At 58.4% G+C, this 23,895-nt stretch carries 19 protein-coding genes; 8 read left to right on the top strand and 11 right to left on the bottom strand.

All coding sequences use genetic code 11. The annotated features are described in order from the left end of the window. Positions 1–74 precede the first annotated feature (74 nt). Positions 75–794 carry a response regulator gene (locus O2N63_RS00265; RefSeq protein ID WP_271051996.1) on the top strand — a complete coding sequence of 240 codons (720 nt, stop codon included), beginning with the start codon at positions 75–77 and terminating at the stop codon, positions 792–794. Positions 795–1,085: 291 nt separating this feature from the next. Further along, on the top strand, positions 1,086–1,277 hold the full coding sequence (locus O2N63_RS00260) for a hypothetical protein (RefSeq protein ID WP_271051994.1): 192 nt from the start codon (positions 1,086–1,088) through the stop codon (positions 1,275–1,277). Between the two features lie 120 nt (positions 1,278–1,397). Here the strand turns inward: O2N63_RS00260 and aspS are convergent, their stop codons facing one another. Next, positions 1,398–3,173: an aspartate--tRNA ligase gene (gene aspS, locus O2N63_RS00255; protein ID WP_271051993.1), complete on the bottom strand. Its 1,776-nt coding sequence runs from the start codon at positions 3,171–3,173 to the stop codon at positions 1,398–1,400. Between the two features lie 163 nt (positions 3,174–3,336). Between aspS and O2N63_RS00250 the strand changes: the two genes are divergently transcribed. Next, positions 3,337–4,698 carry a glycosyltransferase family 87 protein gene (locus O2N63_RS00250; protein WP_271051992.1) on the top strand — a complete coding sequence of 454 codons (1,362 nt, stop codon included), beginning with the start codon at positions 3,337–3,339 and terminating at the stop codon, positions 4,696–4,698. A 37-nt stretch (positions 4,699–4,735) separates the two neighbouring features. Here O2N63_RS00250 and O2N63_RS00245 read toward each other — a convergent pair whose 3' ends face one another. Both O2N63_RS00245 and O2N63_RS00240 read right to left on the bottom strand, forming a co-directional pair. Next, positions 4,736–5,383, bottom strand: a complete 648-nt coding sequence (locus tag O2N63_RS00245; protein ID WP_271051991.1) for an aminotransferase class IV — start codon at positions 5,381–5,383, stop codon at positions 4,736–4,738. After that, positions 5,329–6,462, bottom strand: coding sequence for an aminodeoxychorismate synthase component I (locus O2N63_RS00240; RefSeq protein WP_271051990.1), 1,134 nt, complete (start codon positions 6,460–6,462; stop codon positions 5,329–5,331). Before O2N63_RS00240 ends, O2N63_RS00245 begins: the two co-directional genes overlap by 55 nt. Positions 6,463–6,709: 247 nt before the next feature. Here O2N63_RS00240 and O2N63_RS00235 point away from each other — a divergent pair, with 247 nt between their 5' ends. Next, a complete protein-coding gene (locus tag O2N63_RS00235) occupies positions 6,710–8,038 on the top strand; it encodes a glycosyltransferase family 87 protein (protein WP_271051989.1) in 1,329 nt (442 codons plus the stop codon). Positions 8,039–8,154: 116 nt separating this feature from the next. Beyond that, entirely contained in the window at positions 8,155–11,424 is a 3,270-nt protein-coding gene (carB, locus tag O2N63_RS00230) for a carbamoyl-phosphate synthase large subunit (RefSeq protein WP_271051988.1), read from the top strand. 136 nt (positions 11,425–11,560) lie between these two features. Here carB and O2N63_RS00225 read toward each other — a convergent pair whose 3' ends face one another. The 5 genes from O2N63_RS00225 to O2N63_RS00205 all read right to left on the bottom strand — a co-directional run bounded on the left by O2N63_RS00225 (position 11,561) and on the right by O2N63_RS00205 (position 15,978). After that, entirely contained in the window at positions 11,561–12,289 is a 729-nt protein-coding gene (locus O2N63_RS00225) for a hypothetical protein (protein WP_271051987.1), read from the bottom strand. Between the two features lie 9 nt (positions 12,290–12,298). Beyond that, a complete protein-coding gene (rimO, locus tag O2N63_RS00220; protein ID WP_271051986.1) occupies positions 12,299–13,690 on the bottom strand; it encodes a 30S ribosomal protein S12 methylthiotransferase RimO in 1,392 nt (463 codons plus the stop codon). Positions 13,691–13,785: 95 nt separating this feature from the next. After that, entirely contained in the window at positions 13,786–14,169 is a 384-nt protein-coding gene (locus tag O2N63_RS00215) for a VOC family protein (RefSeq protein WP_271051985.1), read from the bottom strand. 187 nt (positions 14,170–14,356) lie between these two features. Continuing rightward, on the bottom strand, positions 14,357–14,947 hold the full coding sequence (locus O2N63_RS00210; RefSeq protein WP_271051984.1) for a GcrA family cell cycle regulator: 591 nt from the start codon (positions 14,945–14,947) through the stop codon (positions 14,357–14,359). A gap of 137 nt (positions 14,948–15,084) precedes the next feature. Next, positions 15,085–15,978: a DMT family transporter gene (locus O2N63_RS00205; RefSeq protein ID WP_271051983.1), complete on the bottom strand. Its 894-nt coding sequence runs from the start codon at positions 15,976–15,978 to the stop codon at positions 15,085–15,087. Positions 15,979–16,256: 278 nt separating this feature from the next. Between O2N63_RS00205 and O2N63_RS00200 the strand changes: the two genes are divergently transcribed. The 3 genes from O2N63_RS00200 (at position 16,257) to O2N63_RS00190 (ending at position 18,852) form a co-directional block, all read left to right on the top strand. Beyond that, positions 16,257–17,459, top strand: coding sequence for an aspartate aminotransferase family protein (locus O2N63_RS00200; protein WP_271051982.1), 1,203 nt, complete (start codon positions 16,257–16,259; stop codon positions 17,457–17,459). After that, positions 17,456–18,382: an ornithine carbamoyltransferase gene (argF, locus tag O2N63_RS00195; protein WP_271051981.1), complete on the top strand. Its 927-nt coding sequence runs from the start codon at positions 17,456–17,458 to the stop codon at positions 18,380–18,382. Before O2N63_RS00200 ends, argF begins: the two co-directional genes overlap by 4 nt. 224 nt (positions 18,383–18,606) lie before the next feature. Further along, positions 18,607–18,852 carry a hypothetical protein gene (locus O2N63_RS00190; protein WP_271051980.1) on the top strand — a complete coding sequence of 82 codons (246 nt, stop codon included), beginning with the start codon at positions 18,607–18,609 and terminating at the stop codon, positions 18,850–18,852. 71 nt (positions 18,853–18,923) lie between these two features. Here O2N63_RS00190 and O2N63_RS00185 read toward each other — a convergent pair whose 3' ends face one another. From O2N63_RS00185 to hrpB, 3 genes are all read right to left on the bottom strand, one after another. Beyond that, positions 18,924–20,405 (bottom strand): inorganic phosphate transporter, encoded by a 1,482-nt coding sequence (locus tag O2N63_RS00185; RefSeq protein ID WP_271051979.1) that lies wholly within the window; start codon positions 20,403–20,405, stop codon positions 18,924–18,926. A gap of 218 nt (positions 20,406–20,623) precedes the next feature. Continuing rightward, positions 20,624–21,082 carry an NUDIX hydrolase gene (locus tag O2N63_RS00180; RefSeq protein ID WP_271051978.1) on the bottom strand — a complete coding sequence of 153 codons (459 nt, stop codon included), beginning with the start codon at positions 21,080–21,082 and terminating at the stop codon, positions 20,624–20,626. A gap of 305 nt (positions 21,083–21,387) precedes the next feature. Beyond that, the gene (gene hrpB, locus O2N63_RS00175) at positions 21,388–23,838 is read right to left on the bottom strand and encodes an ATP-dependent helicase HrpB (protein ID WP_271051977.1); all 2,451 of its coding nucleotides are present in this window, start codon (positions 23,836–23,838) and stop codon (positions 21,388–21,390) included. Positions 23,839–23,895 lie beyond the last annotated feature (57 nt).

Raw genomic sequence — 23,895 nt, 5'->3', positions numbered from 1 at the left:
GATGTAGAGGCACTAGGTGTTAACCCGCTGTTCACCCTTTTTCGCTTTCGTGGGAAGGGAAAGGAATCGCTGCTATGAGTGATGATCTCGAACGCTTCATGATGAACCAACCCGCAACCCCTGACCGTCCGTTGCAAGGCAAGACCGTTCTGGTGGTTGAAGACAGCAGATATGCGTCGGAAGCCATCCGGCTTTTGTGTTTGCGATCCGGGGCGCGGATCCGGCGAGCGGACAGCCTGGCCTCGGCGCATCGCCATTTGCGGGTTTATCGCCCGACCATCGTGATTGTGGATATGGGGCTGCCGGATGGATCGGGGGCCGATTTGATCAGGGAACTGGCAATGGAAACCTGTCGGGTATCGGTGATCCTTGCGATCAGTGGTGATGACGGGGCTCATGCGGCGGCGCTCAAGGCGGGGGCGGATCGGTTCATGACCAAACCGCTGGAAAGCCTTGCCGTCTTCCAGCAAACAGTGCTGGACCTGCTGCCGCAGGGCGAAGGTCCAAAAGGGCTACGTGAGTTGCCCAGCGATGTGGTGCATCCGGATGAGATGGCGTTACAGGATGATTTAAGCCACATGGCCGAGATCATGCGGGATGACCCGGATGCCGCAGAAATTGGGTACATTGCACGGTTTCTTGGCGGGGTTGCGCGCACAGCGCATGATGAAAAGCTGCAAATCGCCGCTGATGATCTGGCAAGAGGCGGGGCAACCCACACCGAGCTGCGTCAGCGGTATGATCGGGTTGCAGGACTAATAGAGAAACGCCTGTCTGAACGTCGCGCTTTGTGAGCGATAACGCATTGAAATGCCTTTGCATAAATGCGGTCGTTGCAAAGGCCGTCATGGGGATGCAGGCCTTACTGGCGCCCTGAAATTCGCACGCAAACCTGCCACAACTAACGCATTTGATTGTTTATTTGGTGATAAGGCAAACCAGTATCTCTAACCCAATTTGCCGCCGGATAGCCTGCTTTTGCCCAAACAGGTTCATATTCCCGCCCCAATTCCATGCGAGCTTTAATCAATGCGACGGATGTCCTGAATATTTTTGCGACACCTAGATGCGGAGAGGATTGGCCAATGAAGACGATTTTGAAAGCCTTTGCTGATGACGAATACGGCAATGCCGTTATTGACTGGGCCGTTCTGTCGATCGGCGTAATGATGTTGATGCTTGCCATTGCACTGTCGTTTGTGGTTCCGGGCGATGCGGTAGCAAATGGCCTGCCCACACCAGAGCAGCTGTTGGATGCCGATGGCACCAAGGTCTGATTGGATCCAAGTGCCTGCAAAGCGCGCGTTTCCACCTCATCTGTGATCAACTCGCAAACCATGCAAAACAAAAGCCCGGGCACTGGACCCGGGCTTTGTTGTTTCAACACCGATGCAAGATCACTCCTGCGGGATGACCCGCAGATGCAATTCACGCAGTTGCTCGTTGTCTGGCACGCTGGGCGCGTCCATCATCAGGTCTTCCGCGCGTTGGTTCATCGGGAACATCATCACTTCGCGGATGTTTTCCTGATCGGCCAGAAGCATCACGATCCGGTCCACGCCAGCGGCACAGCCACCGTGCGGTGGGGCGCCGTATTGGAACGCGTTGACCAGAGCGCCAAAGCGCTTTTCAACTTCTTCCTTGCCGTATCCGGCCAGTTCAAAGGCTTTGAACATGATCTCGGGCTTGTGGTTCCGGATCGCGCCGGACAGGATTTCATACCCGTTACAAGCCAGGTCATACTGATAGCCCAGCACGTCCAGCGGATTGCCATTCAGCGCATCCATACCACCTTGCGGCATCGAGAACGGGTTATGTTCGAAATCGATCTTGCCGGTTTCCCCGTCCTGTTCATAGATCGGGAAGTCGACGACCCAGGCAAAGGCGAAACGATCTTTGTCGGTCAGGCCGAGTTCTTCGCCGATCACGTCACGGGCACGACCTGCGACCTTTTCAAAGGCTTTCGGCTTGCCGCCGAGGAAGAAGGCGGCATCTCCCACGTGCAGCCCCAGCTGGCGACGGATCGCTTCGGTGCGCTCGGGGCCAATGTTCTTGGCCAGCGGACCGGCGGCTTCCATGCCTTCACCCTGATCACGCCAGAAGATATAGCCCATGCCCGGCAGGCCCTCTTGCTGGGCAAACTTGTTCATCCGGTCACAGAATTTGCGCGAACCACCTTTCGGGGCCGGGATAGCACGAATTTCCGTGCCTTCGTTCTCCAGCAGCTTGGAGAAGATCGCAAAGCCGGAGCCGGCGAAATGCTCGGACACGACCTGCATCTTGATCGGGTTGCGCAGGTCCGGCTTGTCGGAGCCATACCACAGGGCCGCGTCCTTATAGGAGATCTGCGGCCAGTTGGTGTCGACCTTGCGGCCACCGCCGAATTCCTCGAACACGCCGCGCAGCACTGGCTGGATCGTGTCAAACACGTCCTGTTGTTCGACAAAAGACATCTCCATGTCGAGCTGGTAGAAGTCGGTGGGCGAACGGTCAGCCCGCGGGTCTTCGTCACGGAAGCACGGCGCGATCTGGAAATACTTGTCAAAGCCTGCGACCATCATCAGCTGTTTGAACTGCTGCGGCGCCTGTGGCAGGGCATAGAACTTGCCCGGGTGCAGGCGTGACGGCACGAGGAAGTCGCGCGCGCCTTCAGGGCTTGATGCAGTAATGATCGGGGTCTGATACTCGCGGAACTCGGCGTCCCACATGCGTTTGCGCATCGACATGACCACGTCCGAACGCAGCTTCATGTTGTCCTGCATCTGCTCGCGGCGCAGGTCGAGGAAACGGTATCTCAGGCGAGTCTCTTCCGGGTATTCCTGATCGCCGAATACGATCAGCGGAAGCTCACCCGCGTCGCCCAGAACTTCGAGGTCACGCACAAAGACTTCGATCTCGCCGGTTGGCAGGTTCGGGTTCACGAGGCTTTCGTCACGCTGAAGCACGTTGCCGTCGATGCGGATACACCATTCGGAACGGACCTTTTCCAGCTCGGCAAACACCGGGCTGTCGCCGTCGGCGATCACCTGAGTGATGCCGTAATGATCGCGCAGGTCGATGAACAACACCCCGCCATGGTCACGGACACGATGGACCCAGCCGGACAGGCGAACGGTATCGCCCACGTTGGATTTGTTGAGCTCGGCGCAGGTGTGGCTGCGATATGCGTGCATGAATTCACCCTTTCTTCGGGGAGGCCTCTGAACTTCAGGCTGATACACTAGTCTCTGGCGTGAAAGTCAAGCAGAAGGGGGCGATTTTGCATTCTACTTGGCAAGAAAGCTCTGCAAACGGTAGGATGACGCAACTATAGGCGTTTCGAGCAGAGAAGAATTCATGACGTCAATTGATGAAAAGAGCCCGGGTGAGGCGCAGGGGTATGACCCCGTGCAGGCGACCGAACCGGTTGCCTCGCTGCTGACCGGTGCGCGGGCAGGAAAATTTGTGGTGCTCCTTTATCTCGGGGCCACGCTCTATTTCCTGATGACGTTCTGGAGCAATTGGTCTGCGGATTTCAGCGCCTATTATTTCGCCGGGTATTTCTATGGGCTCGGAGAACTGGACCAGATCTATGCTGGCCCCTCTGACGTGATCGGGCCGGAAACCCCCAAACGCTGGGCCGAGGCATTGGCGTTGTTTGGGGAAAGCAATGTGGCGACCTATCCGTTCCTTTACCCGCCCTGGACTGCGGCAGTGATGGCGCCGATTGCGGACCTCATGTCCCCGCGCACCGCAATGAAAGCCCTGCTTTTTATCAATATTGCCCTGCTTTATGGATCGGTTTTCCTTGCATGGCGTTTGGTGGGGCGCCGGTTGACCAGCTTGCCGGTCTGGATGCTGATGAGCCTGCCAATCCTTGCGATCACCGTGCAGTCTAACTTTGCACTGGTGTTGGGGCAGATGCAGCTTTTGGTGTTTTTCCTCTGCCTGTTGGCGTTTGAGCGATATCAGGCAGGATCCGACATGAGCGGCGCCTTGTTTTTGGCGCTTGCGGCCTGCCTGAAGATTACCCCGGCGGCTTTTGCGATTGTCTTTCTCTGGGATCGCAGTTGGAAGGCGCTGATTACATTTACCGTGGCCTCGCTTGGGGGACTTGCCGTAAGCATTCTATGGATGGGCTGGCCGTTGCATGACACGTTCTTCAGCAAGATGAGCACGCTGAACGGGCTTTTGTTCATGTCCAATGTTGGTGTTCCACTGGATGCCTACCTGTATCAGCTCATCGACCTGATCCGTGGGACCGCTCCGGTCTATGACAGCGCCGAGCATGTGGTGCCGCGTCCGGTCTGGGTCGAGGTGATTGTGAAACCCATCTTTGTGGCTGGCTTGGCGGCGATCTGGTGGTGTACCCGCAAGATGCCACGCCATGAGCGGGTCGGGGCGCAGCTTTATGCGCTGGCTCTTCTGGTGCCTTTGGCCGCACCACTCGCCTGGGTGCACTACTTCCTGCTTCCGGCCTACCTGATGCCCGCACTGGTGTTGCAATGGACACGGGTGGGGATCGGACAATATCTCGGCTTCCTTCTGGCCTTCAATCTTCCGGTCATGTGGTTCTTGCTCGAAGCGCAGCTGTGGGCCGAACTGCATGTCATGCTGCATCTGATGGTGTATGTGCCAATCTTGTTCCTGCTTTTGGCATTTGCGATCCTGCGTCCGCTGGGCGGAACGCTGCGGGAAACGCCTGGAAACGCAGGTTGATCAGATCATAGGTGCGGTTTTCCGGGTCGCGGTGTGATTACGAAACAAGCTGGACAGGGATCCGCTCGCGTAAAGCGTTCATCAGGTGGATCTCTTCTGCGCGATGCAGATCTGAGGGATGCAGAACTGCCTCCTCAATCTCGCCGAGGTTCAGAAGGTGTTGACGAAAGGTGCCCGGCAGGCAGCCGGACGCCAGTGGTGGGGTCAGCCACCTGCCTTCGATGCGCGCAGCGATATTGGTGATCGTGCCTTCACAAATTTCATCCCGTTCGTTGAGGAAAACCCATTCGTCTATGTCTGAGGGCAGGGCGGCGCGGGCAGAATTGTAAAGTTCGCGCTGGGTCGTTTTGTGAAGCAGCAAGAGATCATGTGACGACAATCGCGTGTCATGGATTGCAAACCGCCACATTGTTGCCGGGGCGGGCATGGGGGCGGTGCTCAGATCCAACATCCCGTCCCGCGAAAGGGTGAGGCGCGCGCGCAGCGGTTCGGATGCGTCTGTTCCTGACACCAGAACGCGCGCTTTGGGTTCATCAAACTCAAATCCCAGAGCGTCGGCCGATCGCGCCATCCGTGACATGTGCAGATCCAGCCGATCCACCCCATCCGGCCCAAGCGCAAACGTTTCGATCAGTTGGGTTCGCTCGGGAAGATCCGTAATGCTTCGGCATAGCGGGCTTTCCATAGGGCTTCCTCATATTCCGACAGGGCGGTGCTGTCCCAGACCACGCCACCCCCAACATTGAGCGTGGCCTCGCCATCTTCAATCATAAGCGTGCGTATGGCCACATTGAAGCAGGATGCGCCATCCGGTGCCGCCCAGCCGATGGTGCCGCAATAGATGTTGCGCGGGTTGGGCTCCAGTTCGCGCAATATCTCCATTGCGCGGATCTTCGGCGCCCCGGTGATTGAGCCACAGGGAAACAGTGCCGTCAGGATGTCAGACAGCGCGACGCCGTCAGCCAGTTCCGCAGCCACGGTCGACACCATCTGATGCACGGTGGCGTAGCTTTCCACCCGGAAAAGCTCGGGCACATGCACAGAACCCGGTTTGGCCACGCGCGAGATGTCATTGCGCAGAAGGTCCACGATCATCAGGTTTTCGGCGTTGTTCTTTTCGTCGTGGATCAGGAAATCGCGATTTGCCGCATCTTCCTCCGGATCAACCGAGCGCGGCTGGGTACCCTTCATCGGGCGGGTTTCAATCCGTCCCTCCGCATCGGTGCGGAAGAAAAGCTCGGGCGAGCGGGACAGAAGGTCGGGAAACCCGTCCTGCTGCACCATTGCCCCGTGTAAGACGGGCTGGCGGGCAGACAGGGTGGCGTAAAGTGCCGCCGGATCGCCATAGGCGTCACAGGTGATCGGGAAGGTCAGGTTGGCCTGATAGATGTCACCGGCCCCGATCGCCTCATGCACCTGATCAAAAGCGCTGCGATAACGGGTGGATGTCCATTGTGGTTTCAACGCCCCCAACCCGGCCTCGCCTTCGGGCAGCGGGGTGGCCGGCACCGGGTTTTCATACACTCCGAAACGTAAAAGCGGCAGGCGACGGTTTTCCGGCATCAAGGGCGCAAGCTTCGGTTCCAGCGCATAGCCCAGCTCATAACTGGCGTACCCTGCCAACCAATGCCCGTTCGCGCGGGCCAGATCCAAAGCGGCGAGCGCAGCAGGGACCTCATCCGGACCCATCGCCTCAATCACATCGATCGGGCGGGCAAACTGGATGGCATCACCTTCCGGGCCTTGGTCAAATCTTAACTGCAACGTGCGGTCCTTTTGCTCTCGCGCTGGCCTTTATAGATCGTGGTGCGCAGGGTGAAGGGCAGAATGCGCCACTTTGTCGAAGTTTTACGCGTCGGCGATAGAGGAACAGGGTGCCCGGTACGAGAAAAGTCCTTTTGCGGGATTTGCGCCGAGGGGATTGCGCGGTATAGTTGTCAGAACACCGGAGCTGTTGCAATTCAGAAAAATCCGGGCAGGCACGACTGATGAAAATGGAAACAGGTGGTTCGTGACGGGGCAATCCGACCGCATGATTGGAACGCTGATCTGGGCCGCTTTGGCCGCCCAACTCCTGTACCGCTTTTGGGGGGCGTGGCCGCTTGACCTGACCGCCGTCTACTTCGCAGCTCATTTCTTTCAATCGGGGCAGATGGATCTGGTGTACGGTCCGGTTGACAGCTTTCTCTGGGTTCATAATCCAGCTGAATGGGAAGCGCTTGCAATCGCCTTTGGCGGCCATCCACAGCAGATCATGCCATATGTCTATCCACCGCTTTGGGCCGGGCTTCTGGCACCGCTTACCCCGATTCTGGAGTATCTGGAGTTTGCCAAGATAATTCTGGTTCTGAACGTGCTGGGATTGGTCGCTTGTGCGTTGATGATCTGGGACTGGACCAGTCGCGGGTTGAGAACTTCCCAGACCGGCGGGCCGGGATTCATGCTCTACTCCCTGATTGCCGCCGCCGGGCTTTTGTTGACGGCTGCGCCTCAAATCCTGCTGCTGTACGGTCAGCCTCATGTGCTGGTCACCCTGTTGACCGTGGCCGCGTTTTGGTGCGTGACACGGGAGTATCGGATGCTGGGAGGCGCTTTGCTAGCCGCTGCCGCCGCCGTGAAGATGATGCCGCTGCTTTTCGTGGTTTTGTTTGTGATGGACCGAAACTGGCGGTCCGTGGCGGGGTTTGTCTTGACGGGGGTCGCGCTGGCACTTTTGTCCGTCGCAGTTGCGGGCTGGCCCTTGCATCAGGCGTTTCTGACCAAACTTTATCATGCCAACGCCGGCCTCTTGGTGTCACAACTGAATGTCACTCTGGAACTTGGACTTTATCACATAAGAGGTCTCTTCTTGGGCAATTTGGATCTGCTCATGGCGTCCCCTGAATTAGAGCCGCGCCCGGTGTGGATCGGTTGGGCCGGGAAACTGACCCTTGTGGTGGGCACTTTGATGATCTGGCGATTGCCGCGCCATCTGCCAGAGCATCCACGTTTGTTCCTGCGATTTCTGGCCATGTCCCTTTTGCTCATTCTCGCCGCACCGCTGTCGTGGTCTCACTATATGATCTTGCCGCTGATCCTGTTGCCCGGCCTGATCGGATATCAGCCTGGCTGGCAATCGGTGTTGGTGAACGTGATTGCAATCATGGTCTGGTCCTACACAGCCTTCAGCATGTTGGCGGGATTGGAGCAAGGCATCCTTCTCTCGGCTTACCAGATAATAGCGGCCCTGAGTTTCTTCCTTGGTGTGGTTTGGATGTTGGCACGTGCAAAAGACCAGGCCGTCGGCTCTCACATCCCTCCGTCACCCCCTTCTTCAGCCCCCGGTTTGCTCAATAGGTGAGGAGAAGGTGCATTGGGGGCTTGCGTTGCGACTTCCGATCACTATAACGCAGGACAATTTGCGTGTGAGGCAGACTCGCGCGTACACTCTGCCTTGACCTGCCGACGGGGGACCCCATGCCTAAAAGAACCGATATCAATTCCATCATGATCATCGGGGCGGGCCCCATTATCATTGGTCAGGCATGTGAGTTCGACTATTCCGGCGCTCAGGCTTGTAAAGCCCTGCGCGAAGAAGGCTACCGCGTCATTCTGGTGAACTCGAACCCGGCCACCATCATGACCGACCCGGATATGGCAGATGCGACCTATATCGAGCCGATCACCGCGGAAGTGGTGGCCAAGATCATCGAGAAAGAGCGTCCCGATGCGCTGCTGCCGACCATGGGCGGTCAGACCGGTCTGAACACCGCGCTGGAACTGGATGACCTCGGTGTGCTTGAGAAGTTCAATGTGGAGCTGATCGGCGCCAAGCGTGACGCGATTGAAATGGCAGAGGATCGCAAACTGTTCCGCGAGGCAATGGACCGCTTGGGTATTGAAAATCCCCGCGCCACCATCGTCACCGCACCCACCAACCAGAATGGCAAAACCGACCTTGATGCAGGTGTGAAAATCGCGCTGGAAACGCTGGAAGACATCGGCCTCCCGGCCATCATTCGCCCCGCCTTCACCCTCGGTGGAACAGGTGGTGGTGTTGCCTATAACCGTGAAGAATATGAACATTTCTGCCGCACCGGCATGGATGCGAGCCCGGTGAACCAGATCCTCGTCGATGAAAGCCTTCTGGGCTGGAAAGAATACGAGATGGAGGTGGTGCGCGACACCGCCGACAATGCAATCATCGTCTGTTCCATTGAAAACGTCGATCCGATGGGCGTGCACACGGGCGACTCGATCACCGTGGCCCCGGCGCTCACGCTGACCGATAAGGAATACCAGCTGATGCGCACGCACTCGATCAACGTGCTGCGTGAGATCGGTGTGGAAACCGGCGGGTCGAACGTGCAATGGGCGGTGAACCCGGAAGATGGCCGTATGGTCGTGATCGAGATGAACCCGCGCGTGTCGCGCTCGTCCGCGCTAGCATCAAAAGCCACCGGTTTCCCGATTGCGAAAATCGCTGCGAAACTCGCCGTGGGGTATACGCTCGACGAGCTGGACAATGACATTACCAAAGTCACGCCTGCCTCGTTTGAACCGACCATCGACTATGTCGTGACCAAGATCCCGCGCTTTGCATTCGAGAAATTCCCGGGTTCCAAGCCCGAGCTGACCACCGCAATGAAATCGGTGGGTGAGGTGATGTCGATCGGCCGCACCATCCACGAATCGATGCAAAAGGCACTCGCTTCGATGGAAACCGGCCTGACCGGCTTTGATGAGATCGAAATCCCCGGTGCCCCGGAAGAAGCCGCGATCATCAAGGCAATCTCCGAGCAGCGCCCGGATCGCATCCTGAAAATTGCACAAGCCATGCGCTTTGGTCTGTCGAACGACGAAATCCAGCGCGTGACCGCATTCGACCCGTGGTTCCTCGACCGGATCCGCGAGATTGTGGATGCCGAGAATGCCGTGAAAGAAAGCGGACTGCCCTCGGACGCCGCCGGTTTGCGCAAGCTCAAGATGCTTGGCTTCTCGGACGCCCGTCTGGCCAAGCTGACCGGGTTTGATGAAACCGATGTGCGCAATGCCCGCCGTAAGGCTGGTGTGAATGCGGTGTTCAAACGCATCGACACCTGCGCGGCCGAATTTGAGGCCCAGACGCCCTATATGTACTCGACCTACGAAGCCCCGATGATGGGCGAAGTGGAATGCGAGGCCCGCCCGTCGGATCGCAAGAAAGTGGTCATCCTCGGCGGTGGCCCGAACCGGATCGGTCAGGGGATCGAGTTCGATTACTGCTGCTGTCACGCCTGTTTTGCACTGACCGATGCGGGTTATGAAACCATCATGGTCAACTGCAACCCCGAGACGGTTTCGACCGACTATGACACCTCGGACCGTCTGTATTTCGAACCGCTGACCTTTGAGCATGTGATGGAAATCCTGACCAAAGAGCTGGAAAACGGCACCCTGCATGGTGTGATTGTGCAGTTCGGTGGTCAGACCCCGCTGAAGCTGGCAAACGCGCTTGAAGCAGAAGGCATTCCGATCCTCGGCACCACGCCGGACGCAATTGACCTTGCCGAAGACCGTGAACGGTTCCAGGCGCTGGTGAACCAGCTTGACCTGAAGCAACCGAAGAACGGCATTGCGTCCACCGACGCCGAAGCGCTGGCCATCGCCGAAGACATCGGCTTCCCGCTGGTCATTCGCCCCTCTTACGTGCTGGGTGGCCGTGCGATGGAAATCGTGCGCGACATGGCCCAGTTGGAGCGTTACATCGCCGAAGCCGTTGTGGTGTCGGGCGACAGCCCGGTGCTGCTCGACAGCTATCTGGCAGGGGCCGTTGAAGTCGACGTGGATGCACTCTCGGACGGTGAAAAGGTCCATGTGGCGGGCATCATGCAACACATCGAAGAGGCCGGCGTGCACTCGGGCGACAGCGCCTGTTCGCTGCCGCCTTATTCGCTTTCGCCGGAAATTATCCTTGGTCTGCGTGAGCAATCCAAAGCGCTTGCGTTGGCGCTGAACGTGGTGGGCCTGATGAACGTCCAGTTCGCGGTAAAGGATAACGAGATCTATCTGATCGAAGTGAACCCGCGCGCGTCGCGCACCGTGCCTTTTGTGGCGAAAGCAGTGCAAAGCCCGATTGCCTCGATTGCGGCACGGGTCATGGCGGGCGAGAAGCTCGACGCCTTTGATCTGGTGGATCCTGAGATCGACACCTATGCAGTGAAAGAGGCCGTTCTGCCGTTCGCCCGCTTCCCCGGTGTCGACACGCTGCTTGGGCCGGAAATGCGCTCAACCGGTGAGGTGATGGGCGCGGACAAAAGCTTTGCCATGGCCTTCCTCAAGGCACAGCTTGGCGCAGGCACCGTGTTGCCGAGCGAAGGCAAAGTGTTCCTGTCGATCAAAGAATCCGACAAGTCTGAGCAACTTGTTGAAACTGCCAAGATGCTGAAAGATCTGGGATTTGCGATCATCGCTACCCGCGGCACCGCCAAATACCTCAAGGAAAATGGCATCGAAGCGGAAGAGGTGAATAAGTTCTACGAGCCGGGCCGCAACATCGTCGACCACATGAAAGACGGTGACGTGCAACTGGTGATGAACACAACCGACGGCGCGCAATCGGTGAACGATAGCCGCCAGATGCGCAACGTCGCCCTGATGGACAAGATCCCTTATTTCACCACGCTGGCCGCCTCCCACGCCGCCGCACGCGCGATGAAAGCCCGGGTGGAACGCGAGATTGAAGTGGCGCCGCTGCAAGACGCGTGATTGACCGCACATTGGAAACGAAAACGCCGCCCTTTTGGGCGGCGTTTTTCGTATTGGTCGTTTATGTCTTCTGTATCTCTCGGCTGTAGGCGGGGCAGCGCACGACCCTCCCCGAAGGAGGGTGCTTCCTACCCAGCTAATGTGAGGCGCTAGGCTTTGTCAGGTCTTTGAAAAACACCCCAGAGGACGGCCCCCATGCGAAAAGGTGTGAAAAAGAACCTCGGGTTTGATCGCAAAGCGATGAGAAGAAGTTCTGATCATGATGGCGAATCCAATTGATAGAATTACAGCTTTCATCACAATCTACGTAGAGCAGCAGAGCTGTGTTTTCGGAGTACCTCTTGTTCGCAAGCTTCTTATTTACGGAATCTAGCATCTCTTGTCGGATCAGAGGCCAAGTTTCTGAATCCTTGGCATGTACGAGCGCAAGGTGTTCTTCAGGCGTTTCGGCTTTTTGCCAGGCAAAATCTCTGTCTTTGTCTTTCTTGAATTCTACGCCTACTCTTGTAACTTCTATTCTGCCCAAAGACGACGCTTTGAAATTCGGTTGTAAAGAATGCCAGCGGTATTCTGCATCGAACTCGACCTCACCGCCTTTGCCGTTATCGAGGCAAAAGCGCAACTCAATTGATTGGTCCCAATGATTTGGCAGTGAACAGAGCTTTTTCGCAAACTGGACAGTAGGCAGGACTTCATCACGAAGTTGGCTATGGGTGCGTTCAGCGTGTCGAGCAAAGTGTCCACCAGCTACTTCTTCTAGTTTGTCGACAGTTCGCCATAGCTTCTGCTCTACATCAAACAGAGAATGCCAGCTCCTGAACCATTTCATCGAAGGTAGCTGGTCTCGCCAGTTCGTTCTGCTCATCTACAAACTCTATCGTAGTTGCCCCCACAAATCATATTCCCCAGCCTCATCCACCTCAACACTCACAATCTCACCAACCTTCAGCCCCTCGGTCCCCTCGTCAATAAACAGGTTCCCGTCGATCTCGGGCGCATCCGCCTTGGTGCGGCAGGTGGCGATGCCGTCTTCGTCGATGTCGTCGATGATCACATCCATGGTCTGGCCGACCTTGGCGGCGAGTTTTGCTTCGGAGATCGCTTGCGCCTTCTCCATGAACCGCTCCCACCGCTCTTGTTTTACCTCGGCGGGGACGTGATCTGGCAGGGCGTTTGACCGTGCACCATCGACGTTCTCGTATTTGAAGCAGCCAACCCGATCCAGTTGCGCCTCGTCCATCCAATCCAGCAGCGTCTGAAATTCCTCTTCCGTTTCACCGGGATAGCCGACGATGAAGGTCGAGCGCAGGGTGATATCCGGGCAGATGTCGCGCCACTCTGCAATCCGGTCCAGCGTACGTTCAGCCGCCGCCGGGCGCGCCATGCGTTTCAGCGTGTTGGGGTGGGCGTGTTGGAACGGAATGTCGAGATAGGGCAAGATCAGCCCGTCCGCCATCAGCGGGATCATCTCGCGCACATGCGGGTAGGGGTAGATGTAGTGCATCCGCACCCACAGGTCTTTACCCGCGCCAAGCGCCCCAAGATCGCGGGCGAGATCGGTGATATGGGCCCGATGGCCGCGCTCTTCCGCGTGTTTGATATCAACCCCATAGGCCGAGGTGTCCTGCGAAATCACCAAGAGTTCCTTGACGCCCGCTTCCACCAGTTTCCCGGCCTCACGCACAACCGCGTGGGCGGGGCGGGACACAAGCTTGCCGCGCATGTCAGGGATGATGCAGAACTTGCACTTGTGATTGCAGCCTTCCGAGATTTTCAGATAGCTGTAATGCCGCGGGGTGAGTTTCACGCCAGAGGCTGGCAGCAGGTCGACAAACGGATCTGGTGACGGTTCCACCGCGCCATGTACCGCATCCAGAACCTGCTCATATTGGTGCGGACCGGTCACGGCCAGCACGCTGGGATGGGTGCCGCGAATGTAATCTTCTTCTGCGCCCAGACAGCCGGTCACAATCACCTTGCCGTTTTCGTTCAGCGCTTCCCCGATGGCCTCAAGGCTTTCGGCCTTGGCTGAATCAAGAAACCCGCAGGTGTTTACGATCACCGCGTCGGCGCCGGAATAATCCGGACTGATCGCATACCCTTCGGCGCGCAGCCGGGTCAGGATCCGCTCGCTGTCCACCAGAGCTTTGGGGCAGCCAAGAGAGACCATGCCGATCTTTGGCTGTCCGTCACGAACGGGGTCAGTGATCCGGGCCTTGGGGGCCAGGTCGGGGCGGAGGTTGGGCGGGTTGATGGCGTCAGTCATGGCGGGCCGTATAGCGGCATCCGGTCAGGCAATAAAGGGGATTCTCTGATCTGCTTCTTGTGGAGGAGAGTGACCTTCGGGCAGACACTCAGCCGTCACTCCTGTTTTGGCACGTGCTGATCAAGCATGATCGTGTTGCCGTCAGGATCGGTGATCAGCAGGTGGTCTGGGTCAGTACCATCCGGATCAACAGGCCTGGAGGGGGTGATACCGCCCTCTTGCAACAGGTTCTGGATGGTGCGGATATCGTCGAACTCTTCGGCGCTTACACCCGGTGCCGACCAGCCAGGGTTGAAGGTCATCATATTGCGCTCGAACATCCCGTGAAACAGACCAATCACAGTGTCACCATTTTGCACGATCACCCAGTTCTGATCCATCTCACCGCCGATCTGCCTAAATCCGAGCGCCTGATAGAATTTCAGCGATGCCGCGATGTCCTTTACCGTGAGGCTTAGGGAAAACGTGCCGAGCTGCATGATGGGTTCCTTCGTCCAGATCCTGCCGCAGTATAGCATGTTTCCGGCTCTGCCGCCTTCCTCTTGCCTTAAATATCCCGGGGGGCCGAAGGCGGGGGCAGCGCCCCCTCAATCACATCCAGAATTTGGACCATAAAAAAGGCGCGGGACATGCCCACGCCTTTCTGAATTTCTGTTGTTACAGCGATTACCGCTTGCGGTCGCGGCGCGAGCTCATCGGCTGGAAGGCCACACTCACGTGGGCCTCGCAATAGGGTTTGCCCTGTTGGACCGGCAGACCGCAGAACCAGAATTCTTCAGTGGCCGGGTCGCCGATCGGCCATTTGCAGGTCTTTTCGGTCAGCTCCATCAGGTTGAGCTTCTTGGCCCCTTTTTCGATCTCATTGACCTTGGCCAGCGCTTCCGGGCTAACCTCGTTGGCCGAGGGTTGCGGCGGCAGGGGTTGGCCGGCCGGGATGATCTGTTTGCGGGCGGGCACAGCCGGCTTTTCCGCCGCTGGTGCGGCAGCCGGCGCCTCGCTGGCGGGGGCCGCTTCTTTCTTGGGTGCGGGTTTGGGCTTGGGCGCGGCCTTGGGTTTGGCCGCCGCTTTTGGAGCAGCCTTTTCCTTGCTCGCGGCCTTGCCACCACCGCCGGTGCGGTTTGACAGGCCAAGGCGATGCACCTTGCCGATCACTGCGTTGCGGGTCACGCCACCCAGTTCTTTGGCGATCACCGAGGCTGATTGCCCCTCGCCCCACATCTTTTTCAGAATCTCAACGCGTTCGTCGGTCCAGGACATGTATTTTCCCGTCTTTCGGTCTGTTGGGCCATAGGCCCACGATTTATCCGGGCCAGAGGCCCACGTTTGTCAGGGCCCGTCAGCCCCGTGAATTCACGAAGGCTTATATTAGTCACCCCGGCGCGGGATACAAGCCATTAGCGCGCTTGTATTGGGCGGCGTGTTGCTCGGGTCTCACGCCAGGCCAGGATCACACCACCAGCAATGATGATCCCGGCGCCCAAGATGCTGGTTGCAGCGGGAATCGCGGAAAAGCCCACAAAGTCGTAAAGCCCCGCAAAAATCAACGTCGCATATTGGAACGGGGCAACAAAGCTCGCATCCGCCCGCTTCATGCCCTGAATGAAACAGGCCTGCGCTGTGGCCATCATGGTGCCAAGACAAGCCAGCGCGATCCATTGCCCGGCACTGGGTGTCTGCCAGACAAACAGCACGGCAATAGTCGCGATGGTGCAGCCGATCGCGTTGTTGAACCAAAGGATCTGCAACGGGGCCTCGCGCCCGGTCAGCCGTTTGATCAGGGTGATCTCGAACCCCATGATAAAGGCGGCAGCAAGCGCGAGAAGGGCGGCGGGGTGAAAGCTTCCAGTGCCGGGCTGGATCAGAACGAAGGCACCGACAAGGGCAATTGCCGCCGCACCCCAGCGCCATGGGCCAACCCGCTCGCCCAACAGCGGGATCGCCAGTACCATGGCGATGATCGGGTTGAGAAAGCTGATCGCCGTGGCATCCGCCAACGGAATGAACGTGACCGCGGCGAACATCAGCGATATTCCAGCCCAGCCTGAGGCCGAGCGCGCCACGTGCAGGCCCAAAGCGGGGCGCGAGAAGCGTGGACGCAACACGCCTGCCATCAAGCTGATGGCAATGAAGGCAAACAGGAACCGTCCATGGCTGATCTGCAAAGGATGCAGCGGATCACCCAGATGGTCCTGCCCTGCCAGTTTGGCAAGCAGGGTCGTTCCGGCAATGAGAGCCGAGGCCAGCAGGATGAACCCTGCAGCGGCAACTGGGTCTTGGCGCGTTTCCATCTCTCCTGCCTATCGCGCAGTCCGTGCAAGCGAAAGGGGGAGTTGAAATGACTGGACAGAATGCGTGTTGCAAGCTACATCCCGGCGCATGATCAAACGGACCAATACAATTCGCGGCCTTCGCGCTGCTGACCGACGCCGACGCACTTGCGCCTGACGTCCGCTTTCGCTTGATCCGCGCCATTTTGGCGCATCTCTTCCAAACCAATTGAAATTGTTGACTTGAGGCCCGCCACACGGCACCAAAGGGCTTTCTTGTATCCTAGAAGGAAATGACCATGATCCCGTCGCTTTTGCCGACCTATAACCGTGTTCCCCTTGCGTTTGCTGAGGGCCAGGGCAGCTGGCTCGTCACGGATGGGGGCGAGCGATATCTGGATCTGGGCGCAGGCATCGCCGTGAATGCGTTGGGGCACGCCCATCCTGCACTGGTCGAAGCGATTACGGATCAGGCCGCAAAGCTGTGGCATGTGTCGAACCTGTATGAGATCCCGGGCCAGCAGGCGCTGGCGGATGCGCTGGTCGAGAAGACCTTCGCAGACACCGTGTTTTTCACCAACTCGGGCACCGAAGCCTGTGAACTGGCGGTGAAGATGGCACGTAAATACTGGTATGACGAAGGCGATCATGACTGCGTCGAAATCATCGGTTTTGAGGGTTCGTTCCATGGCCGGTCGTCAGCGGGCATTGCCGCGGCAGGTGGCGAGAAGCTCACCACCGGATTTGGGCCGCTCCTGCCCGGGTTCACGCATCTTCCCTTTGGGGATCTGGACGCGTTGAAAGACGCGATCAGTGACACCACCGCCGCGGTAATCATCGAGCCCGTTCAGGGCGAAGGGGGTATCCGCCCGGTGTCGGATGCGGATCTGAAACAGATTCGCGAGATTTGTGATGAGGCTGGCGTTTTGCTCATATTTGACGAGGTGCAATGCGGCGTGGGCCGGACCGGCAAGCTCTTTGCCCATGAATGGGCCGGGGTAGTGCCGGATATCATGATGGTTGCCAAGGGCATTGGTGGGGGCTTTCCGCTGGGCGCGGTTCTGGCCACCGAAGATGCGGCTTCGGGCATGGTGGCGGGCACGCACGGATCGACCTATGGCGGCAACCCGCTGGCCTGCGCAGTGGGCGGCAAGGTGCTGGAGATCGTGTCGGATGAAGCCTTCCTGGCTGAGGTAAACCGCAAGGCGGGGCTTCTGCGTCAGAAACTCGAAGGGCTGGTGGCCGAACATCCCGCGGTCTTTGACAGCGTGCGTGGATCGGGCCTGATGCTGGGCCTCAAATGCAAGGCGCCAAACACCGACGTGCTGTCCGCCTGTTATGACGCCGATGTTCTGGTGGTGCCAGCAGGCGACAATGTGCTGCGCCTGTTGCCTGCGCTGAACATCGACGACAAAGACATCAACGCCGCGCTGGAGCGGTTGAATACAGCGGCCGAGGCCGTTGAAACCGCCATTGCCGCTCAAGAGGAGCAGGACGCATGACCCATTTTCTCGACATTAACAAAACCGACATTGCGGACCTGAAAACCATGCTCTCCACCGCGCATGACATGAAACAGGCGCGCAAGGGTTTGCCCAAGGCCACGCCTGACAGTGATCTGCCGCTGAAAGATCACATGGTGGCGCTGATTTTTGAAAAGCCCTCGACCCGGACCCGCGTCAGCTTTGACGTGGGTGTGCGCCAGTTGGGCGGGCAGACCATGGTGCTGTCCGGCTCTGAGATGCAGCTCGGTCATGGGGAAACCGTGGCCGATACCGCTCGTGTTTTGTCGCGTTACGTGGACCTGATCATGATCCGTACCTTTGAAGAGGCCACGCTGCTGGAGATGGCGGAATACGCCGATGTGCCGGTGATCAACGGGCTGACCAACCGTTCGCATCCATGCCAGATCATGGCTGATATCCTCACCTATGAAGAGCATCGCGGCTCGATCGAAGGCAAGAAAGTGGTCTGGGCCGGGGATGGCAACAATGTCTGCGCATCTTTCCTGCACGCCGCGGGCAAGTTTGGATTTGATGTGACCTTCACCGGGCCGGAAGTGCTTAACCCCGAGCAGGTCTTTGTGGATGAGGCACGTAAGGCTGGTGTCGCGGTTGAGATCGAACGCGACCCGACAAAAGCGGTGAAAAATGCGGATCTGATTGTGACCGATACTTGGGTCAGCATGCATGATGCGCCGTCGGCGCGCGAACGCCGCCACAACCTGCTGCGGCCCTATCAGGTCAATGATGATCTGATGAAGGCCGCCAAAGACGACGCGCTTTTCATGCATTGTCTGCCAGCGCACCGTGAGGAAGAAGTCACCAATTCGGTCATGGACGGCCCGCAGTCAGTGATCTTTGACGAAGCCGAAAATCGGCTCCACGCCCAAAAGGCGGTGATGCGCTGGTGTTTGGATAAGTAAAACAACCATCACGTGATAAAGATGTGACGGGTGGGCTTTTTTGGTCCACCCGTCTTAATTTGTGTCGCGTTCCGGGTTTATTCTGACCCTGAGGTGGCCGGGATTTCTGTTGCGCAGACCTGCCAGTATTAAACGGTTCCTCGTGTTTTATTCATTCCCTGTTTAAGTGCATTTTTTTTGTATTTCTGCCAGCGGTAGGCGCCACCTCAACCCCAGTGTCCCGCATGAGTTTTGAACCCTATTCTCCCTTTTCCCAAGCCCTTGGGGATCCGCTGTTCGGAGCGCTGCTGGTGGCAGGTCTCTGGTCCTATTGGTTCGGAGGGATTTATGCGCGGTATTGGATCATGCGATATATCCGCCTTGCGGGGCTGGTGCTGCTGATCATGCTGATCTTTTACCTGATTGGAATTCTGGCGTTGGGGGCAGGGGCACAGCTGGCAGAGTGGTGGTTTGGTCAATCGCCATCGTGAAAATTGTGTCGTTTCAAATGAAAAGCCGCGCTGGTGAGCGCGGCTTTTGGTGTTTCAGGGTCTGAAGATGATCAGCCGACGACCGAGTTCAGGATGAAGAAGATCACGCTGGACAGGATCGCAGCGGCCGGGACGGTGATCACCCAGGCGGCCACAATTGTCATGAAATGCGAACGACGGACCAGCTTGCGGCGGCGGCGCTCCTCGGCACCCAGGCGCTTTGCGTCTGGACGTTTGGCCACATTGTTGCGCAGGCGGCGCTCCATGTGCCACTCGCGATAGAAACCAACACCAAACACGCCGCCAACAGCGATATGGGTCGAGCTGACGGGCAGGCCCAGCCAGCTGGCCACAATCACGGTGATGGCGGCCGAAAGGGCTACACAATAGGCGCGCATCGGGTTGAGTTTGGTAATTTGGCTGCCCACCATGCGGATCAGTTTCGGGCCAAACAACACCAGACCGAAGGTGATACCGAAGGCACCGATCACCATCACCCAGACCGGGATCGGAACCTTGGCGGCAAAATCACCCACGCTTTCGGCATGCACAATGGCCGCGAGAGGACCGACCGCATTCGCCACATCATTGGCGCCGTGCGCAAAGGACAGCATCGCAGCCGAGAAGATCAGTGGCAGGCCAAACAGCGTTTTCAGAGATTTGGTGCGGTTCTCAAGACCTCGAGCCTGTTTTGCAATCAGCGGAGCCGAAATCGCATAGGCCGCGCCGCCAACCAAAGCTCCGATCATCAGCGCAGTCACCAGATCGATCTTTATGATACGTTTGAAACCCTTGATGGCGAGATAGGTGCCAAAGGCGGCTGCCATAATGCCAACCAACACCGGAACCCAACGTTTCGCGGCTGCGATCTTATCATCCTGATAGACAATCTTGACCTTGATGAACGCCAGAAAAAGGGCGGCAATGACACCCCCAAGAACCGGAGAAATCACCCAGCTGGCGGCAATCTTGCCCATGGTCGGCCAGTTCACGGCGGCGAAACCCGCCGCTGCGATACCGGCGCCCATCACGCCCCCCACAACCGAATGAGTGGTCGAGACCGGTGCCCCGATCCAGGTCGCAAGGTTCACCCAAAGCGCGGATGAGATCAGCGCTGCCATCATCGCCCAGACAAAGACGCGCACTTCAGAAAAGCCAGACGGATCAATGATGCCTTTCGAGATGGTCGACACAACATCGCCCCCTGCAAGCATCGCGCCAGCGCTTTCGAAAATCGCGGCAATCGCAATGGCGCCACCCATGGTCAGAGCATTTGCCCCCACGGCGGGACCCATGTTGTTGGCAACATCATTGGCGCCGATGTTGATTGCCATGTAGGCACCGAACGCGGCTGCCATTACCACCACAAACGAGGTTGGTGTTGATCCGAAGAAGATTGCAGCTACAAGGGCAGCTATCACGATGAATGCCAGCGCAATGCCCATGCCCACCAGAGGGCGCGATGTATATTGTGCAGCATATTCAAGCTGGCTGATCCTTTTGAGATCCTTGTCCAGCGAGCGCCACTGACGGCCTTTCGTTGTCTTTGTCATGGCCCGGTTCCCTCTCGTCTCTGGCCCGATCATGCGAGAACGGATTTTGCCCGATTCTATTGAGGGGCGTCATAAATCCGTCGCGCAGACGTTACATTCTCTGGCTGCGCTAGCGGGTCGACGGTGCAAATGCAAGGGATTCTGCGTGTGAGGGGAAAAGCAAATTGTCACGCAGCTCCCGAACGACAGAAGCTTAGAAGAGAAGGCTTCAAAGCAAGTCAGAAATTGCGCAACAGCTTTTTCAGGCCAGGCTCGTTCACCATCTTCACCGCCTCATCCGGCCGCACCCAAGTGCGGTTGCGCTCGTTGGCTTCCGGGAAGTCGTCGGTCAGTTCCTTGACCTTGAGCTGGAAGACGGTGGCCTCGCAGGGGGCAATGGCGCCATCCTCAAGTTCCTTGTCATAGGAAAAGGCCCCGACAGGCGTCTCGTTCAGATTGCCCTTTGTCACACCGGCCTCTTCCCAGGCTTCCTGAGCGGCGGCTTCGGAGGCGGGCCTGTCTTCCATCAACCAGCCCTTGGGCAGGATCCAGCGACCGGTGCCACGCGATGTGATCAAGAGGACCTCTTTCTCATCTCCATTGCCCCGATAGCACAATGCAGCCACCTGCGCGCGGCGCGGGCGGCGGAACATAGGGAATACAAATTCATCCCAAGCGTATTTCAGCATTGGTGGCATGGTTGGTTCGGGAACGGCCTGTTTATTGTATTTTTACTGCGTATCGGTGGGAAATAAGGGGTCTGTGGATAAACTTCAACCCAATGGCCGCGCTTTTGAACCGCAACCTTTTGCCTCACAACAGGGTGTGGCGGCGGAAAGGGGCATGTCATTTGCATGGTGCGTCCGGTGGCTCACTTCGTGAGCCTGACGGGGGCTTTGCCCCCGTTCCTGCCTATTAGGCGGACCCTCCCCCAGAATATTTGGAACAAGGAAAAGAGAAGGGGGATCTCAGCGGCCAGCATCCCTCGGTGCGATACAATGTGCTATTTGGAACGGGGTTTTGCCCGCAAGGTTGGATCCGCCTGGGTTGGGTCTTCGGGCCAGGGGTGTTTCGGATAGCGTCCGCGCATGTCCTTGCGCACATCCGCATAGGAGTTGGCCCAGAAACCGGGAATGTCGAGCGTGGTCTGCACGGGGCGGCGCGCAGGCGAGAGCAGGGTGACGCGCAGTGGCGTGCGGCCCACGGTGGGGTGTCGGGTCACGCCGAACATTTCTTGCAAGCGGATTTCAATTTCCGGCGTCTCGCCGGAATAGTCGATGGGTACTTTGCGGCCTAAAGGTGTGGTGAAATGCGCAGGGGCAGCTTGATCCAACGCCTGCATCTGGTTCCAGTCAAGCCGCGCGCGCAGTGCCTCAAGCGCATCAAACTTTTTCCAGTCTGCGGTGGTTTTCACACCTGTCAGATGGGGCAGGAGCCAGTCTTCAAGAGTGTCCATCAGGGCAGCTTCGGTCATGTCGGGAAGATCCGTACCACCCGTCCGCACCAGCTCGACCCGCGCCACAAAGCGTTTCGCGGCATCTGACAGGCGCAATCCCATGTCGCGCACGCCATCCAGCATTGCGTGGGCGATGGAGGCAGGGGGCGCGTCTTTCCAGATCCGGTCATCCAGAACAACCGCACCCAACCGTTCCTGCCGCCGCGCCACCACGCGCCCGTCTCGTTTCGACCATTCACAGTGGTCGTGCCAGACGATCTGACCTGCAAAGATCTCGCGCAGCTCACCTTCGCTGATCTGGATGGCCTGACGTATCTTTGCTTCGCGCGGGTTGCCATCGGTGTCGGTGACGACAATCAGGCGGGTGCCCGCCAGTGAGGCGACCTCATCCATCACGCAGCCCTTGCCGCCTGACAAAACAAAGCGCGGGATGTCACCGGGGCGGCGAAGGCCCACCCGGTCAGGATAGGCCAGCGCCGCCATTTGCGCGTCGGTGAATTCAGATGTGTGTGTGACCATGCGTGCAAGGCGTTTGGCCTCAGCCCGGATCCGCTCAACCGCTCCTCTGTTGGATTGCAAACCGCGCCTCCGGGCAAAGCCCTTGGGATCGTGGATCGCATCAAGTCGCAAGCTCAGGTCGAGATCCACCCCGCGCGAAAGCGGATCGCGATCCACCCAAAGCGCCGCCAGCGGAGCCGCGGGTTTCCCGGCTGTGGCCATCATATGTCCCAGACGTGGATGCATCGGCAGGCGGGCAAGCTGTCGCCCGTGATTGGTGATCTTTCCGTCCGTGTCGAGTGCACCGAGGTCAACCAGCAGAGCCTGTGCTTCGCTCAGAACACCGGAGTTGGGGGGGGTGAGAAAGGCCAGGCCGGATCCGTCCGTACTGCCCCACATGGCAAGCTCCAGTGCCAGGGGGGCAAGGTCGGCGGTTTCGATTTCGGCGGGCGGGAAGGGGGGCAGGCCGCCTTCTTCGCCTTTGGTCCAGAGGCGATAACAGGTTCCCTCGGCCACCCGCCCGGCGCGGCCCTGCCGCTGGGTGGCTTCGGCTTTGGACACCCGTTCGGTGACCAGCCGTGACATGCCGGACCCCGGATCAAACCGGGCGCGGCGTGCAAGCCCGGCATCGACCACCACCCGAATATCCTGAATGGTCAGCGAGGTTTCGGCGATGGCCGTGGCCAACACGATCTTGCGGCCTTTCTTGGCGGGTTGGATTGCGGCACGCTGGGCCGCAAACTCCATCGCGCCAAAAAGCGGGTGCAAATGGCAGTCTGCGGGCAGCCGCCGTTTCAAGGCGGTTTCGCAACGGCGGATTTCCCCTTCGCCAGGCAGAAACACCAGAACGCCGCCCTCTGTCTGTGGCAGCGTTTGAAGAACCAGATCAGCCGTTGCCTCGGGGATCCGCGCACCCTTGGCCAGAGGCCGATCCAAATGCTTCGTTTCCACCGGAAAGGCGCGCCCTTCTGAGCGCACAATCGGCGCATCGTCCAAAAGGCGCGCCACCGGATCAGCATCAAGCGTGGCAGACATCACGACAAGCTTCAGATCATCGCGCAGCGCGCCCATTGCTTCCCAAGTCAGCGCAAGTCCAAGATCCGCCACCAAGGAGCGTTCGTGAAATTCATCAAAAATCACCGCGCCCACGCCCTCAAGTGAGGGATCGGATTGCAGCATCCGGGTCAGGATCCCTTCGGTGACGACTTCGATCCGGGTGGCTTTCGAAACCTTTGCCTCGCCGCGAATGCGATAGCCCACCGTTTCGCCCGCACGCTCCCCCAGTGTCTGCGCCATGCGTTCGGCGGCGGTACGCGCCGCCAGCCTACGCGGCTCGAGCATGATCAATCGCCCGTCAAACGCCCCCGCTGCGAGCATTTCCAGCGGAACGACAGTTGTCTTGCCCGCTCCCGGAGGGGCCATCAACACCGCGCGTCCCGCCTGTTCCAGAGCAGCAAGAAGATCAGGAATGGCGTCATGGATGGGCAGATCATCAATCATGCCCCCTTATCGGAAAGCGCGCCGCTCCCGTCCAGCCCTTCATTTTCTGGTCTAAAA

The organism is Aliiroseovarius salicola, from assembly GCF_027891095.1.
Lineage (GTDB): Bacteria > Pseudomonadota > Alphaproteobacteria > Rhodobacterales > Rhodobacteraceae > Aliiroseovarius > Aliiroseovarius salicola.
This window is presented reverse-complemented; position numbering and strand designations above follow the sequence as displayed.